This window comes from Isoptericola sediminis, assembly GCF_013085345.1.
Lineage (GTDB): Bacteria > Actinomycetota > Actinomycetes > Actinomycetales > Cellulomonadaceae > Isoptericola > Isoptericola sediminis.
Genome location: NZ_JABFAJ010000011.1, coordinates 105,857 through 120,731 on the forward strand (window position 1 = coordinate 105,857; position 14,875 = coordinate 120,731).

15 protein-coding genes are annotated in these 14,875 nt (G+C 70.0%); 7 read left to right on the plus strand and 8 right to left on the minus strand.

What is annotated here, in order from left to right; translation table 11 throughout:
* The first annotated feature begins 53 nt into the window (after positions 1 to 53).
* The 4 genes from trxB to HLI28_RS06370 all read left to right on the plus strand — a co-directional run bounded on the left by trxB (position 54) and on the right by HLI28_RS06370 (position 3,943).
* Entirely contained in the window at positions 54 to 1,067 is a 1,014-nt protein-coding gene (gene trxB / locus HLI28_RS06355) for a thioredoxin-disulfide reductase (RefSeq protein WP_343035697.1), read from the plus strand.
* Positions 1,068 to 1,096: 29 nt separating this feature from the next.
* Positions 1,097 to 1,435: a thioredoxin gene (trxA, locus tag HLI28_RS06360; RefSeq protein WP_171246667.1), complete on the plus strand. Its 339-nt coding sequence runs from the start codon at positions 1,097 to 1,099 to the stop codon at positions 1,433 to 1,435.
* 163 nt (positions 1,436 to 1,598) lie between these two features.
* Positions 1,599 to 2,921 (plus strand): aminotransferase-like domain-containing protein, encoded by a 1,323-nt coding sequence (locus HLI28_RS06365; RefSeq protein ID WP_425483383.1) that lies wholly within the window; start codon positions 1,599 to 1,601, stop codon positions 2,919 to 2,921.
* 29 nt (positions 2,922 to 2,950) lie between these two features.
* On the plus strand, positions 2,951 to 3,943 hold the full coding sequence (locus HLI28_RS06370) for a D-alanine--D-alanine ligase family protein (RefSeq protein ID WP_171246668.1): 993 nt from the start codon (positions 2,951 to 2,953) through the stop codon (positions 3,941 to 3,943).
* Positions 3,944 to 4,530: 587 nt separating this feature from the next.
* Here the strand turns inward: HLI28_RS06370 and HLI28_RS06375 are convergent.
* The 8 genes from HLI28_RS06375 to rpmH all read right to left on the minus strand — a co-directional run bounded on the left by HLI28_RS06375 (position 4,531) and on the right by rpmH (position 10,434).
* Positions 4,531 to 5,850: a ParB/RepB/Spo0J family partition protein gene (locus HLI28_RS06375; RefSeq protein ID WP_171246669.1), complete on the minus strand. Its 1,320-nt coding sequence runs from the start codon at positions 5,848 to 5,850 to the stop codon at positions 4,531 to 4,533.
* 111 nt (positions 5,851 to 5,961) lie between these two features.
* Entirely contained in the window at positions 5,962 to 6,879 is a 918-nt protein-coding gene (locus HLI28_RS06380) for a ParA family protein (protein ID WP_171246670.1), read from the minus strand.
* A gap of 450 nt (positions 6,880 to 7,329) precedes the next feature.
* The gene (rsmG, locus tag HLI28_RS06385) at positions 7,330 to 7,968 is read right to left on the minus strand and encodes a 16S rRNA (guanine(527)-N(7))-methyltransferase RsmG (protein ID WP_246246466.1); all 639 of its coding nucleotides are present in this window, start codon (positions 7,966 to 7,968) and stop codon (positions 7,330 to 7,332) included.
* Between the two features lie 138 nt (positions 7,969 to 8,106).
* Positions 8,107 to 8,628, minus strand: coding sequence for a Jag family protein (locus HLI28_RS06390; RefSeq protein WP_171246672.1), 522 nt, complete (start codon positions 8,626 to 8,628; stop codon positions 8,107 to 8,109).
* A gap of 10 nt (positions 8,629 to 8,638) precedes the next feature.
* Complete coding sequence (gene yidC / locus HLI28_RS06395; RefSeq protein WP_171246673.1) at positions 8,639 to 9,592, minus strand: membrane protein insertase YidC; 954 nt, start codon at positions 9,590 to 9,592, stop codon at positions 8,639 to 8,641.
* A gap of 48 nt (positions 9,593 to 9,640) precedes the next feature.
* Positions 9,641 to 9,937: a membrane protein insertion efficiency factor YidD gene (yidD, locus tag HLI28_RS06400; protein ID WP_171246674.1), complete on the minus strand. Its 297-nt coding sequence runs from the start codon at positions 9,935 to 9,937 to the stop codon at positions 9,641 to 9,643.
* Entirely contained in the window at positions 9,934 to 10,293 is a 360-nt protein-coding gene (gene rnpA, locus HLI28_RS06405; protein ID WP_171246675.1) for a ribonuclease P protein component, read from the minus strand. The genes yidD and rnpA overlap by 4 nt, the downstream gene beginning before the upstream one ends.
* Before the next feature lie 3 nt (positions 10,294 to 10,296).
* Entirely contained in the window at positions 10,297 to 10,434 is a 138-nt protein-coding gene (gene rpmH / locus HLI28_RS06410) for a 50S ribosomal protein L34 (protein WP_171246676.1), read from the minus strand.
* 318 nt (positions 10,435 to 10,752) lie between these two features.
* Here rpmH and dnaA point away from each other — a divergent pair, with 318 nt between their 5' ends.
* From dnaA to gnd, 3 genes are all read left to right on the plus strand, one after another.
* Positions 10,753 to 12,183, plus strand: coding sequence for a chromosomal replication initiator protein DnaA (dnaA, locus tag HLI28_RS06415; protein ID WP_171246677.1), 1,431 nt, complete (start codon positions 10,753 to 10,755; stop codon positions 12,181 to 12,183).
* Between the two features lie 546 nt (positions 12,184 to 12,729).
* Positions 12,730 to 13,863 (plus strand): DNA polymerase III subunit beta, encoded by a 1,134-nt coding sequence (gene dnaN / locus HLI28_RS06420; protein WP_171246678.1) that lies wholly within the window; start codon positions 12,730 to 12,732, stop codon positions 13,861 to 13,863.
* A gap of 111 nt (positions 13,864 to 13,974) precedes the next feature.
* Positions 13,975 to 14,874 carry a phosphogluconate dehydrogenase (NAD(+)-dependent, decarboxylating) gene (gnd, locus tag HLI28_RS06425; RefSeq protein ID WP_171246679.1) on the plus strand — a complete coding sequence of 300 codons (900 nt, stop codon included), beginning with the start codon at positions 13,975 to 13,977 and terminating at the stop codon, positions 14,872 to 14,874.
* Position 14,875 lies beyond the last annotated feature (1 nt).

A 14,875-nucleotide genomic window follows, 5' to 3' on the forward strand; every position in this document is an offset into this window, starting at 1 on the left:
TGTTGCCACCAGGTGCCGGCCTCCGACCGGATCCCAGACTTCCAGGAGAGATTGTGACCGACCAGTCGAACAGCCAGGACGCCCCGGTGCGCGACATCGTCATCGTCGGGTCCGGCCCCGCCGGGTACACCGCGGCGATCTACGCTGCCCGCGCCGGACTCGCCCCCGTCGTGGTCGCCGGCTCCGTGACCGCCGGCGGCGCGCTGATGAACACCACCGAGGTCGAGAACTACCCCGGCTTCCCGCCCGGCATCCAGGGCCCGGACCTCATGGACGCCATGCGTGAGCAGGCCGAACGCTTCGGCGCCGAGATCCTCTGGGACGACGCCGAGACGCTCGAGCTGGACGGCGAGATCAAGACCGTCGTCACCGGCGGCGGGAAGACCTTCCGCGCCTACGCCGTCGTCCTGGCGACCGGTTCCGCCTACCGCGAGCTCGGCCTCCCCGCGGAGAAGAAGCTCTCCGGGCGGGGCGTGTCGTGGTGCGCCACCTGCGACGGCTTCTTCTTCCGCGACCAGCACGTCGCCGTCGTCGGCGGTGGCGACTCCGCGATGGAGGAGGCCACGTTCCTCAGCCGTTTCGCGTCGAAGGTCACGATCGTCCACCGCCGGGACGCGCTGCGCGCCTCCAAGATCATGGCCGACCGCGCGATGGCCGACCCCAAGATCGACTTCGCCTGGAACAGCGAGGTCGTGGGGATCGACGGCGAGGACAAGGTCTCCGGGCTGCGGCTGCGGGACACCGTCACCGGCGAGGAGCGCGACCTGGACGTGACCGGCGTGTTCGTCGCGATCGGGCACGACCCGCGCAGCGAGCTGCTGAAGGGCCAGGTCGACCTCGACGAGGACGGCTACGTGCTCGCCGAGGGCCGGTCCACGCGGACCAACCTTCCCGGCGTCTTCGCCTGCGGCGACCTCGTCGACCACACCTACCGGCAGGCGATCACCGCCGCCGGGTCGGGGTGCTCCGCCGCTCTCGACGCCCAGGCCTACCTCGCCGACCTCGCCGACATGTCGGAGACGGACCCGGAGGAGCTTCCGGCCGCCCTCGACAGCGTCGCCGGCTGACCCACCGCTCCCCGACCGAAGGAGACACCATGCCTACCGTCGCCGTCACCGACGACACCTTCCAGACCGAGGTTCTCGAGTCCGACGTCCCCGTCCTCGTCGACTTCTGGGCGACCTGGTGCGGTCCCTGCCGCATGGTCGCCCCGATCCTGGAGGAGCTCTCCGACGAGTACGCCGGCCAGGTGAAGATCGCCAAGCTCGACACCGACGCGAACCAGGCCACGACGATGGCCTACGGCATCACGTCGATCCCGACGCTGAACATCTACCACGGCGGCGAGATCGTCAAGTCGATCATCGGTGCCCGTCCCAAGCGGGCCCTCACCGAGGAGATCGAGGGCGTGCTCGCCTCCACCCCCTCCTCCTGACACACCGTCCCGACCTCCGGGGCACGACGTCCAGCGGCCTCCCCCGTCCTCGACGGGGGAGGCCGCTGTCGTCCCGGCTCGCGGCCCGGGTCCGACCCGGCGGCCACGACCGCACCGTGGTCCGCTCACGGGACCTTCACGGGTGGCATGGGACACTGGCGAGGTGACTGAGCAGAACCGCCTCACCGAGCAGACCTCCGGCACGCGCCTCGACCCCTGGTTCGGCGCGTATGCAGAGCGGACGCGCGGGATGCGAGCGTCGGAGATCCGCGCACTGTTCTCGGTCGCCAACCGCCCCGAGGTCGTCTCCCTCGCAGGTGGCATGCCCTTCATCGAGGGCCTCCCCCTCGACGTCATCGGCGAGGCCATGGACCGCCTGATCCGCACCCGGGGCACCCGAGCGCTCCAGTACGGTTCCGGGCAGGGCGAGGAATCCCTGCGCGAACGCATCACCGAGGTCGTCGCCATGGAGGGCGTCGAGGCCCACCCCGACGACATCACCGTGACCACGGGATCCCAGCAGGCACTGGACCTCGTCACGCGGATCTTCATCGATCCCGGTGACGTCATCGTCGCCGAGGCGCCCTCGTACGTCGGTGCCCTCGGCGTCTTCCGCTCCTACCAGGCCGACGTCGTCCACGTGGAGCTCGACGCCGACGGTCTGGTTCCCGCGGCCCTCGAGGCGACGCTGAGCCGGCTCGCGGCCGAGGGGCGCCGCGCCAAGATGCTCTACACCATCCCGAACTTCCACAATCCCGCCGGCGTGACGATGTCGGTGGAGCGCCGCCCCCAGATCCTCGAGATCTGCCGCCGGCACGGCGTGCTCGTCGTGGAGGACAACCCGTACGGTCTGCTCGGCTTCGAGGACGACCCCTACCCGGCGCTGCGTTCCTACGACGCCGACGGCGTGATCTACCTCGGCTCCTTCTCCAAGACCTTCGCCCCCGGCTACCGCGTCGGCTTCGTCATCGCGCCGCACGCCGTGCGCGAGAAGCTCGTGCTCGCCTCGGAGTCCGCGATCCTGTCGCCCTCGAACGCTTCGCAGCTCGCGGTCGAGACCTACCTCGACACCTGCGACTGGCGGGCACAGATCAAGGACTACCGGGAGATGTACCGCGAGCGTCGCGACGCCCTGGTCGGTGCGCTCGCCGAGCACATCCCCGCCGCGAGCTGGAACGTACCCGTCGGGGGGTTCTTCGTCTGGGTGAAGCTGCCCGAGGGGCTGGACGCGAAGTCGATGCTGCCGCGTGCCGTCACCGAACGCGTGGCCTACGTCCCGGGCACGGCGTTCTACTTCGACGGCCAGGGCTCCGACCACATGCGGCTGTCGTTCTGCTTCCCGACCCCGGACCGCATCCGAGAGGGCGTGCGTCGCCTGGCGACGGTGGTCAACGCCGAGTCCGAGCTCGTGCAGCTGTTCGGCACCACGGCCCAGCCTGACGACGACCCGACGGACGTCGAGATCCCCTCGCCCGACCTCGCGTGACCCATCCAGCCTCTGAGGTGACCACTCGCATGACTGCCCCCGCGCCCGACGCCGCCACCACGACCGTGTCGTCCGGAACTGTCGGACCTGTCGTGATTCTCGCCGGCGGGCTCTCCCACGAGCGCGACGTCTCGGTCCGGTCGGGCCGCCGCGTCGCCGACGCCCTGCGGGAGGCCGGCGTCGAGGTCCAGGTGCACGACGTCGACGCCGACCTGCTGCGCTTCCTGCGGGAGACCGAACCGGCGCTGGTGTGGCCCGTGCTCCACGGTGCGAGCGGTGAGGACGGGTCGCTCCAGGACGTGCTCGCCCTGGTCGGGGTACCCACGGTCGGCACGGGACCTCGCCGCAGCCGCCAGGCATGGAGCAAGCCGGTCGCCAAGGCCGAGCTGCTCCAGGGCGGCATCAGCACCCCCGACTACGTCACCCTGCCCCAGGCGCTCTTCCGCGACCTCGGCGCGCAGACCATCCTCGACATGATCGTCGAACGTCTGGGTCTCCCGCTCGTGGTCAAGCCCGTGCAGGGCGGCTCAGCACTCGGCGTCACCCGCGTGGACGAGGCGTCGCAGTTCCCGCGCGCGATGGTGGACTGCTTCTCCTACGGCGACACCGCCCTCATCGAGCGGGCCGTGGACGGGATCGAGGTGGCGGTGTCGGTGATCGACGGTCCGGACGGCCTCGAAGCGCTCCCGGCGGTCGAGATCGTCACCAGCGGGTCCTACGACTACGACGCCCGCTACAACCCGGGCCCCGTCGAGTACTTCACCCCCGCCCGTCTCGACGCCGAGGCCAGTGCCCGGGTCGCCGACGTCGCGCTGCGGGCGCACGAGATCCTCGGGCTCAAGCACCTGTCGCGGACCGACATCATCCTCGATGCGGAGGGCACACCTCACGTGCTCGAGGTCAACGTCTCCCCCGGCCTCACCGAGACCTCGTTGCTTCCTCAGGCGGCCGCGGCTGCCGGCTACGAGCTGCCGACCCTTTACCGGCGCATCGTCGAGCACGCTCTGGCTCCGACGCACTGAGTGCGGGCGGCCGCCGGTCGGCGGTTGCCGGCCGGTGGTCCGCGTTCGCTGATCGGCGGTCTCCGGCCTCCGGCCCGGGGCCTCTGGCCTCTGGTCTGGCCTCTGGTCTGGCCTCTGGTCTGGCCTCTGGGCATGTTTCACGTGGAACGAGCGCGGCGCCGGATCTGGCGAGGTCCGGGCCCATCCCCTCCGGTCGCTTCCGCGTCGGCCGACGCGCCCGCGGGACCTCGTGCCGCCTTCCCTCGTCACACGCCACGTCCAGCGGCTTCTCGGTTCCCCGTCGCATCGCGCACCCGGGTGTCGCTCAACGTCGTCAACGGCAGGCCGTTTCACGTGAAACGGCCTGCCCGCCGCACAATCCTCCTTCCACCACCGCCCACTGGCGGTCGAGAGGCCGGTCGCAATCCCCTCCCCTCCGGAGGACTGCGGGGTGCGCGCAACGCGGGGCCACGGCGGAATGCCGTCGCGGCCCGTGGAGCCGGGACGCGAGCCTGATGCCTCGGGACGCGAGTGCGCGGACAGGCGGACACACCAAGGCCCGGGTGCCGTTTCACGTGAAACGGCACCCGGGCCTGAGCGCGCCTCGCCTACTCCGAGGGTTTGAGCACCCCGGGGTCCTCCGGCGCCATGACCTCCAGGATGCGGTTGAGGTCTTCGACCGAGGCGAACTCGACCGTCATCCGGCCCTTCGTCTTGCCGAGGTTGACCTTCACGCGGGTCTCGAACCGGTCGGACAACCGGGAGGACAACTCGTCCATCGCTTCGACCCGCTGCCCGGCCCGAGGCTTCCTGCGACGGGGCGACTCGTCGTCCCCGGACTGCTTGAGGGTGACGATCTCCTCGGTCGCACGGACCGAGAGACCCTCGGAGACGATCCGTTGTGCCAGGCGCTCGATCTCGGCGCCGTCAGACAGACCGAGGAGTGCCCGGGCATGGCCGGCCGACAACACACCCGAGGCGACACGTCGCTGGACGAGCGGCGGGAGGCGCAGGAGCCGCAGGGTGTTGGAGATCTGCGGCCGGGACCGAGCGATCCGAGCCGCGAGCTCGTCATGCGTGCAGCCGAAGTCGTCGAGGAGCTGACGATAAGCCGCGGCTTCCTCCAGCGGGTTGAGGGCGGCCCGGTGAAGGTTCTCCAGCAGAGCATCTCGCAGCATCTGGGAGTTCTCGGTCTGACGCACGATGGCGGGGATGGTCTCGAGCCCCGCCTGTTCCGCTGCGCGCCACCGCCGCTCACCCATGATCAGCTCGAAGCCGCCAGCGATCTCCGGATGGGGACGCACGACGACCGGCTGCAGGACACCGATCTCACGGATCGAGTCGACGAGCTCGTCGAGCTCCCCCTCGTCGAAGACCGTCCGCGGCTGTCGTGCGTTCGGGCGGATCGCCCGCAGGGGAACCTCGGCGAACCGTGCTCCCGGCACCGGGAGCAGTCCGTCCCCGTCGGCGGCCCGATCCGACGGAACCGTGGCAGACCGCTCGCGGTCCCCGGAGTCGGTCAGGACCGCCGACGCAGGATCATCCGATGCGTCGTGCTCCGAGACGGCGAATGCCGGGGTACGGACCGTCGCCGAGTCCACCGCACCGTCCCGCTCCGGGGCGCCGATCGTCTCCCCCGACCAGGCGGCGTCTGCCTCGGGAGCGCTCGTCACCGATCGTGCCGACGACGCGTTGATCGACAGTCGGCCACCGGCGATCGCGGAGTCCCACGAGGCCGAGCGACGCCCCGACCGGGCACCTCCCCCCTCCTCGGAGTCTGCAGCACTCTCGGCGGACGTCGTGAGGACGTTGGTGTTCCCGCTCTCCTCCGCACCGGCGAAGAACACGTCGGTCGGCTTCTCCGGGGCAGGGCCCTGGGGAATGAGGGCACCGAGTCCGCGGCCTAGTCCGCGCTTCTTCTGGCTCATGCTCCACCAGCCTCCTGGTCGTGAACGGGGCGAGTCGGTCCGTCCGTACCGCGTCCTTGCGGCATCTCGCACACGAGGTCACTCACCCTGACTCCTCCGATCGTACGCGCGTCATCGCAGGTCAGCGCGTTGGACCGCGTGCTCGGCCATCTCCCGTGCGGCCTCCAGGTACGCCAGCGCACCCGTCGAACCCGGGTCGTACGTCATGACCGTCTGCCCGTGAGACGGGGCCTCGGAGATCCGCACGGACCGCGGCACCGTCGTCCGGAGGGTCTGGTCCGGGAAGTGGGTCCGCACCTCGGCGGCCACCTGCTGGGCCAGATTGGTCCGACCGTCGTACATCGTCAACAGGATCGTCGAGACGATCAGGTCGCGGTTGAGATGGGACTTGATGAGCTCGATCGTCTTCAGCAGCTGACTGAGACCCTCGAGTGCGTAGTACTCGCACTGGATCGGGATGAGGACCTCGCGAGCGGTGACGAAGGCGTTGACGGTCAACAGGCCGAGGCTGGGCGGGCAGTCGACGAAGACGTAGTCGATGGGCTCCTCGCCCCGCGCCTCCCGCTCGTCCAGGTAGGTGTCGAGCGCCTTGCGCAGACGGGTCTCCCGGGAGACCAGCGACACGAGCTCGATCTCCGCGCCCGAGAGGTCGATGGTGGCGGGCACGCCCCAGAGGCCGGGAACTTCTGCGCACTCCTGCACGGTGCTCGACAGCGGCGCCTCGTCCACGAGTACCTCGTAGATGGACGGGGTGCCGGCCCGGTGCTCGAGCCCGAGAGCGGTCGACGCGTTGCCCTGGGGGTCGTTGTCGATGACGAGCACCTTGAGCCCGGCCCGCGCGAGTCCGGCGGCCAGGTTCACCGTCGTCGTGGTCTTGCCCACGCCGCCCTTCTGGTTGGCCACCGTCAGGATCCGGGTGTGCGCGGGGCGGGGGAACCGACGCCCGTCGAGCTCGATCCGTCGACGGGCGTCGAGTGCGAGCTGGGCAGCGAGCGGGGTGCTGTCGTCCACCTCCGGCACCGAGTCCATCAGCGCCTCACGGTGATCCTCCGGATGCGGCCCGCTGAGGTCGTCGCCGACCCACGACGCCGACCAGGTTTCACGTGAAACGGAGCCGTCCGCGTCACCCGACGCAGATCCGTCTCGACCGTCCTCCGACGGGTGGTGCGGCCGATCGCTGCTCATGTTCACGGGTCGATCCTCCAGGTCGCGTCGGCGTTGACCAGTGCCGCGAACACTCTACGGCCTCGCGCCCCCCGGCGCGGCCCTGACACCCCCGTGCACCGCGTTCGGCTGTCACCGCATCCATCGGCGCGAGAGCGTGCGGACGCAGGCTCTTCGCCCGCAACCCCGGGCGTGCTCGGTTTCACGTGAAACGGGGCCCGCGCTCCCAGGTCATGGTCGCGCACGTGCCCGGACGGCACACCGGCATCGTGACGCGCGCGGGACCACGCGGCGGCCGTGCCGCGGTGATGACACTCAGCGGCGACGGATACGGACGATCGTGGTCGGTTCGGCCCCCTCGACCGTCCGACCCTCGAGGATCTCGGGCTCGGATGCCTTGAACTTCCGCAGGACCTTCCGCGCCGGCTCGATCTCCCGCTCGACGCTCCGGCCCTTGAGGACCACCATCTCCCCGCCCGGGCGCACGAGGGGCAGGGACAGCCGCGCCAGCTTCGACAGGGCAGCGACGGCGCGGGACGTCACGGCATCCACCTCGAAGGCGCCGTCGTACTCCTCCGCACGTCCGTGCTTGACCACGACGTTCTCGAGCCCGAGGTCCTGCGACACCTCGGTCAGCCACGTCGTGCGGCGTTCCATGGGTTCGACCAGGAAGACCTCGGCATCCGGCCGCATGATCGCGACGACGATGCCGGGCAGGCCCGCCCCGGAGCCGATGTCCGCGACGGTCGACGCCGAGGACAGGAAGGGCACCACGGCCGCGGAGTTCAGGATGTGCCGCTCCCACAGCCGGTCGACCTCACGCGGTCCGATCAGACCGCGCAGCTCTCCCTCGTCGCGCAGGCGCCGCGCGTACTCCGCCACGACCTCGTAGCGATCTCCGAAGTAGTCACGGACCGCAGCTCCGGTGCCCAGCACCTCGTCCCCATCTGTCATGTCGCCCATCCTGGCACCTTCCGCTCACCTGACGATTCCGGGACGCCTCGCGCCCCGGCCCGGCGGCGCGCCGCCCACCGGGTCCGGACATGACGAGAGCCCGTCGTTTCACGTGAAACGACGGGCTCTCGTCACCGATCACGAGGAGGCCGACGCCTCCGGGTGCACGACGACGTGGCGCTGGGGATCAGCGCCGGCCGAGTCGCTCACCAGCCCTGCGGCCGCCACGGCGTCGTGGACGACCTTCCGTTCGAACGCGTTCATGGGCTCCAGCGAGAGCGCCTCCCCCGACCGGCGCACCTGCTGGATCGCTTCCTCCGCCCGTCGCTCGAGCTGGCCCCGGCGGCCGGCGCGGAACCCGGCGATGTCCAGCATCAACCGGCTGCGCTCCCCCGTCCGGGCCTGCACCGCGAGGCGGGTCAGGTCCTGCAGGGCGTCCAGCACCGCACCGTCGCCGCCGACCAGCACCTCGAGCGACTCGGGGCCGTCGTCCGAGACGACCTCGACGATCGCGCGGTCGTGCTTGATGTCCAGATCGATGTCACCGTCCAGGTCGACGATGTCGAGGAACTCCTCGAGGTAGTCGGCCGCGATCTCGCCCTCCTCCTCGAGGCGGGTGACGAGATCGGAGGAGCCCTCGGGCGTCGTGTCCGTGGTCATCGCGCAGACCTCACTTCTTCCTCTTCTTCTTCTGGCGGCTCTTGCTCACCGGCTGCTGGCGCTGGCCCTGCGGCTTCGGGGGCTCCGGGGCCTTCTCCTCCTCCGGGAGGATCCCCTTCTTCGCCGCCTTGGCGGCGCGCTTCTCCTTGAGCAGACGCTCCGCCTCCGAACCCGGGGCCGGCATGCGCTTGATCGTGTAGAACTGCTGGCCCATCGACCACAGGTTCGTCGTGGTCCAGTAGATCAGCACACCCACGGGGAAGTTCACGCCGGAGATCAGGAAGATCAGCGGCAGCGCGTAGAGCAGCATCTTCTGCGTGTTCGCCATCGGGCCCTCGAGAGCGGCCTTCGGCATGTTCTTCATCGTCAGCTGGCGCTGCGTGAAGAACGTGGTCGCGCTCATCGCCACGATGAGGAACAGGATGACGATGCGGACGCTCCAGTCGTCCGTCTGCAGGAAGACGTCGGAGAGCTGCGCGCCGAAGAGGGCGGAGTTCTCGATGTCGGCGGCGACCGGCTGGTCGATCGGACCGATGGGGTCCTGCGTGCCGGCAGCGATGTTGCCCAGGTTGTAGAGCAGGCGGAACAGCGCGAAGAAGATCGGCGACTGCAGCAGGATCGGCATGCACGACGCCATCGGGTTGGTGCCGTGCTTGCGGTAGAGCTCCATCGTCTCGCGGCCCATGGCCTCACGCGACGAGGGATCGGTCTTGCCCTTGTACTTCTTCTGGATGGCCTGCAGCTCCGGCTGCATCATCTGCATCCCGCGGGACGCCTTGATCTGCTTGAAGAACAGCGGGATCAGCAGGATCCGGATGACGATCACCAGGGCGACGATGGACAGGACCCAGGCGAAGCTCGGTCCCGGCTGCATGCCCAGAGCCATGAACATCTGGTGCGACCCGTACATGATCCAGGCCACGACCCATTGGATGGGGTACAGGATGGTGTCGAAAAACCCCATATGTCTCCTCTGTCGAAAAGCGGCTCCGGGCGGCGCGCTCCCGGGATGTCAGTGCGTGTGGGCGCCGCGGTGCTCGTGCTCACGAGCAGGCGGCACGTCGTCGACGCCGCCCAGGCTCCACGGGTTGCACCGCAGAATCCTCCACAGGGCCATCCCGGTGCCGCGCAGCGGCCCGTGGCGCCGGAGCGCCACCACCGCGTACTGCGAGCAGGAGGGGTAGTACTTGCAGGTCGGTCCCGTCCACGGTGACACGACCGCCTGGTAGACGCGGATCGCTCCGACGAGTACCGCGGTGGGCAGCGTGCGGATCAGCTCGCGGCTCCGGGACAGCACGGTGCTGCTCATCGCACCGGCTCCTCGAGACGTCGGAGGACCGTGGACGTCGCGCTCATGACGTCCCGCTCGAGGTGGGCGTACTCAGCCGTCGCGGCGCGCGGCAGCGCCCGCAGGACGACGAGAGAGTCCTCCGGGACGCGCGAGAGCTGACCGGCGGCGATGCTGCGCAGCCGGCGCTTGACGAGGTTGCGACGAACCGCATTGCCCACAGCCTTGGACACGACAAGACCGACCAGCGGTCCCCCGCCCCTCTCCGGATCCCGGGAGAGGTGGACGACCACGGTCGATCGGCCTGCGCGCGCGCCGCGGCGCACCGCCCGTTCGAAGTCGACGGAACGGCGCATGCGGTGCGCCGCGGGAAGCATGGCTCAGGCGGAGAGCTGCGCGCGGCCCTTGCGGCGGCGGTTGCCCAGGATGCTGCGGCCGGCGCGGGTGCGCATGCGCAGACGGAAGCCGTGGGTCTTCGCGCGACGGCGGTTGTTCGGCTGGAAGGTCCGCTTGCTCACGAGGTACTCCAAGAAACGTCGGGGAGGTACACCGTCAGTTCCTCGACGATGTCGGTCAGGTTGCAGGTCAACACCTGCCGAGGCAGTGTGTCGACCGAGCCGACCCGAGGCTCGCGCCCGGAAGAAGGCGCGCGAAAGTACCTGGAACGGCTGTCCGACGTTACGCCGTCCGACACCGTCAGGTCAACTGCTCCCGACGTGACGACGACGACACGGACGGACGGACGGTCCGGCCTCATCGTCCACACCGATGTCCACAGGCTCCACAGGGTGTGGAAAACTATGTGGACACCGCTCGCGAACAGTCCGGAGGACACCGTGCCACAGCCCGACGAGAACATCACCGACGTCTGGAACCAGACGTTGGCGACCCTCGAGGCACGGCCCGACATGAGTGCACGCCAGCTCGCGTTCATCAAGCTGGCCAAGCCCATGGCGATCCTCGACGACACCGTGTTCATCGCGGTGCCGCACGAGCAGACGCGCACGTACCTCGAGACGAGCGTGCGCGACCAGCTGGTCTCGGCCATGTCGGCGACCCTCGGCCGCGACACCCGTTTCGGGATCACGGTCGACCCCGAGCTGAGCCACGAGGCCCTCACGGGCCCGGCGCAGGACTACACGCCGCCCCCGAGCATGGAGGAACCCGAGCGGACGACGCCGGGCCCTCCCCCGGGCCGGCTGCCGGACGAGCGCCCGGCGGACAGCGAACCCACGCGGCTGAACCCGAAGTACATCTTCGAGTCCTTCGTCATCGGCTCCTCCAACCGCTTCGCCCACGCCGCGGCCGTCGCGGTCGCCGAGGCACCCGCCAAGGCCTACAACCCCCTGTTCATCTACGGCGACTCGGGGCTCGGCAAGACGCACCTGCTGCACGCCATCGGGCACTACGCGAACAACCTCTACCCGCACGTGCGGGTGCGGTACGTGAACTCGGAGGAGTTCACGAACGACTTCATCAACTCCATCGGTGAGGGCCGGACCGGTGCCTTCCAGCGCAGGTACCGGGACGTCGACGTCCTGCTCATCGACGACATCCAGTTCCTGCAGGGCAAGGAGCAGACGATGGAGGAGTTCTTCCACACCTTCAACGCGCTCCACAACGCCGACAAGCAGGTCGTCATCACCTCCGACGTCCCGCCCAAGCAGCTCGACGGTTTCGAGGACCGGCTGCGGTCAAGGTTCGAGTGGGGCCTGATCACCGACGTCCAGCCGCCGGACCTCGAGACGCGGATCGCGATCCTGCGCAAGAAGGCCGCGAGCGAACGCCTGGACGTGCCGGCCGACGTCCTCAGCTACATCGGCTCGCGCATCTCCACCAACATCCGTGAGCTCGAGGGCGCGCTGATCCGGGTGACCGCCTTCGCGAACCTCAACAAGCAGCAGGTCGACCTCGCCCTGGCCGAGATCGTCCTCAAGGACCTCATCACCGACGACGACCAGGCCACCGAGATCACCCCGGCCGTCGTCATCGCCCAGACCGCCGCCTACTTCGGCCTGACGATCGACGACCTGTGCGGGTCGTCCCGGTCCCGGGTCCTCGTGACGGCCCGGCAGATCGCCATGTACCTGTGCCGCGAGCTGACCGACCTCTCCCTGCCGAAGATCGGCCAGCAGTTCGGAGGCCGCGACCACACCACGGTCATGCACGCGAACAAGAAGATCGCCGGGCAGATGGCCGAACGCCGGTCGACCTACAACCAGGTCACCGAGCTCACGAGCCGCATCAAGCAGCAGCACCGCGGCTGAACCCCCCTCTCCACAGGCCTGTGGACAGCTGTGGACAACGGCCGTGCACAGGGTTGCCCACAGGCACTGCCCCGGGACGACGGGACCCTCACCCCCGTCGTCCCCATGCTGTGGACCCGCGTGGTGGACAACTCGGCCCCGGTCCGACCAGCGCCGCGGCACGCCTGTGGACTCTGCTGTGGACGCCTGTGGAACACGCCGTCGGCGCGGTGGACGAACACCCCTCCGTCGGTGGACGCCTGTGGGGACAGAATCCGCCGTCCCCAGGCGACCCCGGTTGCCCACAGGTTCGCCCCCAGCAGTCTCCACACGGCTGCAAGCGCCCTGACCTGCGGCAACGGCGTTCGTCAACAGAATCCACAAGCCCTATGACGACGATGAACGTGTTCTCTCTGCAGATGACCCCTCCGCCTTCATGGGCCGGACGACCCCTTGCTGGTGAGCGGACCGGAGCGGCCGCGGCACGGTAGTGTTTGGCCACGGGCGGTTCGGTCCCCACCAGCCGAGACCTCCGCCCCCACCCGCACGAGAGCCCCGAGGAGTGGGATGAAGTTCCGCGTCGAGCGCGACGTCCTGGCCGAGGCCGTGACCTGGACGGCCCGCACCCTGCCCACGCGGCCGCCCGCACCCGTGCTCGCCGGTGTGCGCATCGAGGCGGACGCCGCCGGCTCCATCGTGCTGGCGAGCTTCGACTACGAGGTCTCCGCCCGTTCCGAGATCGCGGCCGAGGTGTCCGAACCCGGCACCGTGCTGGTCTCCGGCCGACTCCTCGCCGAGATCTCCCGCGCGCTGCCGAACAAGCCGGTCGACGTGACCGTCGAGGGCAACAAGGTGGTCCTGACCTGCGGGGCCTCGCGCTTCACGCTGCTGACCATGCCGGTCGAGGACTACCCGGCCCTGCCCGCCATGCCCGAGCTGAGCGGCACCGTCGCGGGCGACGCCCTGACGCACGCCGTCGCTCAGGTCAGCGTCGCGGCGAGCCGGGACGACACGCTGCCGCTGCTCACGGGTGTGCGCATGGAGATCGAGGGTGAGCGCATCACGCTGCTCGCCACCGACCGGTACCGGCTGGCGCTGCGCGAGCTCACCTGGACCCCCGCGACCCCCGGATTCAGCGCCGTCGCGCTGGTCCGGGCGCGGACCCTCAACGACGTCGCCAAGTCGCTCGGTTCGGGCGGCGGCCTCGTCAACGTCGGGCTGTCCACGGGCGAGGGTGTCGACCTGATCGGGTTCGAGGCCGGCGGCCGGCACACCACCTCCCAGCTCGTGGACGGCGACTACCCCGCGGTGCGCCGGCTCTTCCCCGACGCCACCCCGATCCACGCGGTGGTCCCCACCCAGGCGCTCATCGACGCCGCCAAGCGCGTCTCCCTGGTGGCGGAGCGCAACACCCCGATCCGGCTGGCCTTCTCGGAGGGCCAGGTGGTGCTCGACGCCGGCCAGGGCGACGACGCGCAGGCGTCCGAGGCGTTGGAGGCCGTCCTGGTCGGCGAGGACATCCAGGTGGCGTTCAACCCGCAGTTCCTCCTCGACGGGCTCGGAGCGCTCGGCACGGACTTCGTGCGGATGTCGTTCACGCACCCGAACAAGCCGGTGGAGTTCACCGGGCAGGAGTCGCTGGACGGCGAGGACTCGTCCGAGTACCGGTACCTCCTGGTACCCATCCGGTTCTCCTCCTGACGACCGGGCCGGCGTCACCGGCCGGGTAGTCGCCCGCCCGGTCCGGCTTCCCGCGCGTCCGCGCGCCCCACCACGTACGCTCGCAGCGACGCACTTCCGGAGGTTTTCCACATGGTCACCCACATGGGTCTCGTCGGTCTGGGCAAGATGGGCGCCAACATGCGCGAACGGCTGCGCCGCGCCGGGATCGAGGTGACCGGGTTCGACCCCCGGCCCGAGGTCTCCGACGTCGAGTCGCTCGCCGCGCTGGTCGACGCGCTGCCCGGTCCGCGGCGCGTGGTGTGGGTCATGGTGCCGGCCGGCGACCCCACCCGCGACGTCCTCGCCGAGCTGGCGGGACTCCTGGGCGAGGGGGACGTCGTCGTCGAGGGTGGCAACTCGCACTACGCCGAGGACCAGGCACGGGCTGCCGAGCTCGCCGAGCGTGGCGTCGGGTACGTCGACGTCGGCGTCTCCGGCGGCGTCTGGGGCCTGGAGAACGGCTACGGCCTGATGTGCGGCGGCGACGACGACGACGTCGCCGAGCTCATGCCCGTCTTCGACGCCCTGCGTCCCGAGGGACCGCGGGAGGAAGGCTTCGTGCACGCGGGGCCGGTGGGAGCCGGCCACTACGCCAAGATGGTCCACAACGGGATCGAGTACGGCCTGATGCAGGCCTACGCCGAGGGCTACGAGCTGCTGGCGGCCAAGAAGGGCCTGATCACCGACGTGCACGGCACGATGCGCGCCTGGCAGCGCGGCACCGTCGTCCGCTCCTGGCTGCTGGACCTCATGGTCCGCGCGCTGGAGCACGACCCCTGGTTCGAGGCCATCGACGACTGGGTGGAGGACTCCGGCGAGGGTCGGTGGACCGTCGACGAGGCGATCGACAACGCCGTGCCGCTGCCCGTGATCTCGGCGGCGCTGTTCGCGCGGTTCTCCTCGCGCCAGCCCGAGTCGCCCGCGATGAAGTCCGTCGCCGCGCTGCGTCAGCAGTTCGGCGGGCACGCGGTCAGACCGTCCGCCGAGTAGT

What these genes read in the sequence shown, in the direction of transcription:
- trxA (WP_171246667.1), top strand. Translation starts at nt 1,097, where the DNA reads ATGCCTACCGTCGCCGTCACCGACGACACCTTCCAGACCGAGGTTCTC.
- HLI28_RS06370 (WP_171246668.1), top strand. Translation starts at nt 2,951, where the DNA reads ATGACTGCCCCCGCGCCCGACGCCGCCACCACGACCGTGTCGTCCGGA.
- HLI28_RS06375 (WP_171246669.1), bottom strand. Translation starts at nt 5,850, where the DNA reads ATGAGCCAGAAGAAGCGCGGACTAGGCCGCGGACTCGGTGCCCTCATT.
- HLI28_RS06380 (WP_171246670.1), bottom strand. Translation starts at nt 6,879, where the DNA reads ATGGACTCGGTGCCGGAGGTGGACGACAGCACCCCGCTCGCTGCCCAG.
- rsmG (WP_246246466.1), bottom strand. Translation starts at nt 7,968, where the DNA reads ATGACAGATGGGGACGAGGTGCTGGGCACCGGAGCTGCGGTCCGTGAC.
- HLI28_RS06390 (WP_171246672.1), bottom strand. Translation starts at nt 8,628, where the DNA reads ATGACCACGGACACGACGCCCGAGGGCTCCTCCGATCTCGTCACCCGC.
- yidC (WP_171246673.1), bottom strand. Translation starts at nt 9,592, where the DNA reads ATGGGGTTTTTCGACACCATCCTGTACCCCATCCAATGGGTCGTGGCC.
- yidD (WP_171246674.1), bottom strand. Translation starts at nt 9,937, where the DNA reads ATGAGCAGCACCGTGCTGTCCCGGAGCCGCGAGCTGATCCGCACGCTG.
- rnpA (WP_171246675.1), bottom strand. Translation starts at nt 10,293, where the DNA reads ATGCTTCCCGCGGCGCACCGCATGCGCCGTTCCGTCGACTTCGAACGG.
- dnaN (WP_171246678.1), top strand. Translation starts at nt 12,730, where the DNA reads ATGAAGTTCCGCGTCGAGCGCGACGTCCTGGCCGAGGCCGTGACCTGG.
- gnd (WP_171246679.1), top strand. Translation starts at nt 13,975, where the DNA reads ATGGTCACCCACATGGGTCTCGTCGGTCTGGGCAAGATGGGCGCCAAC.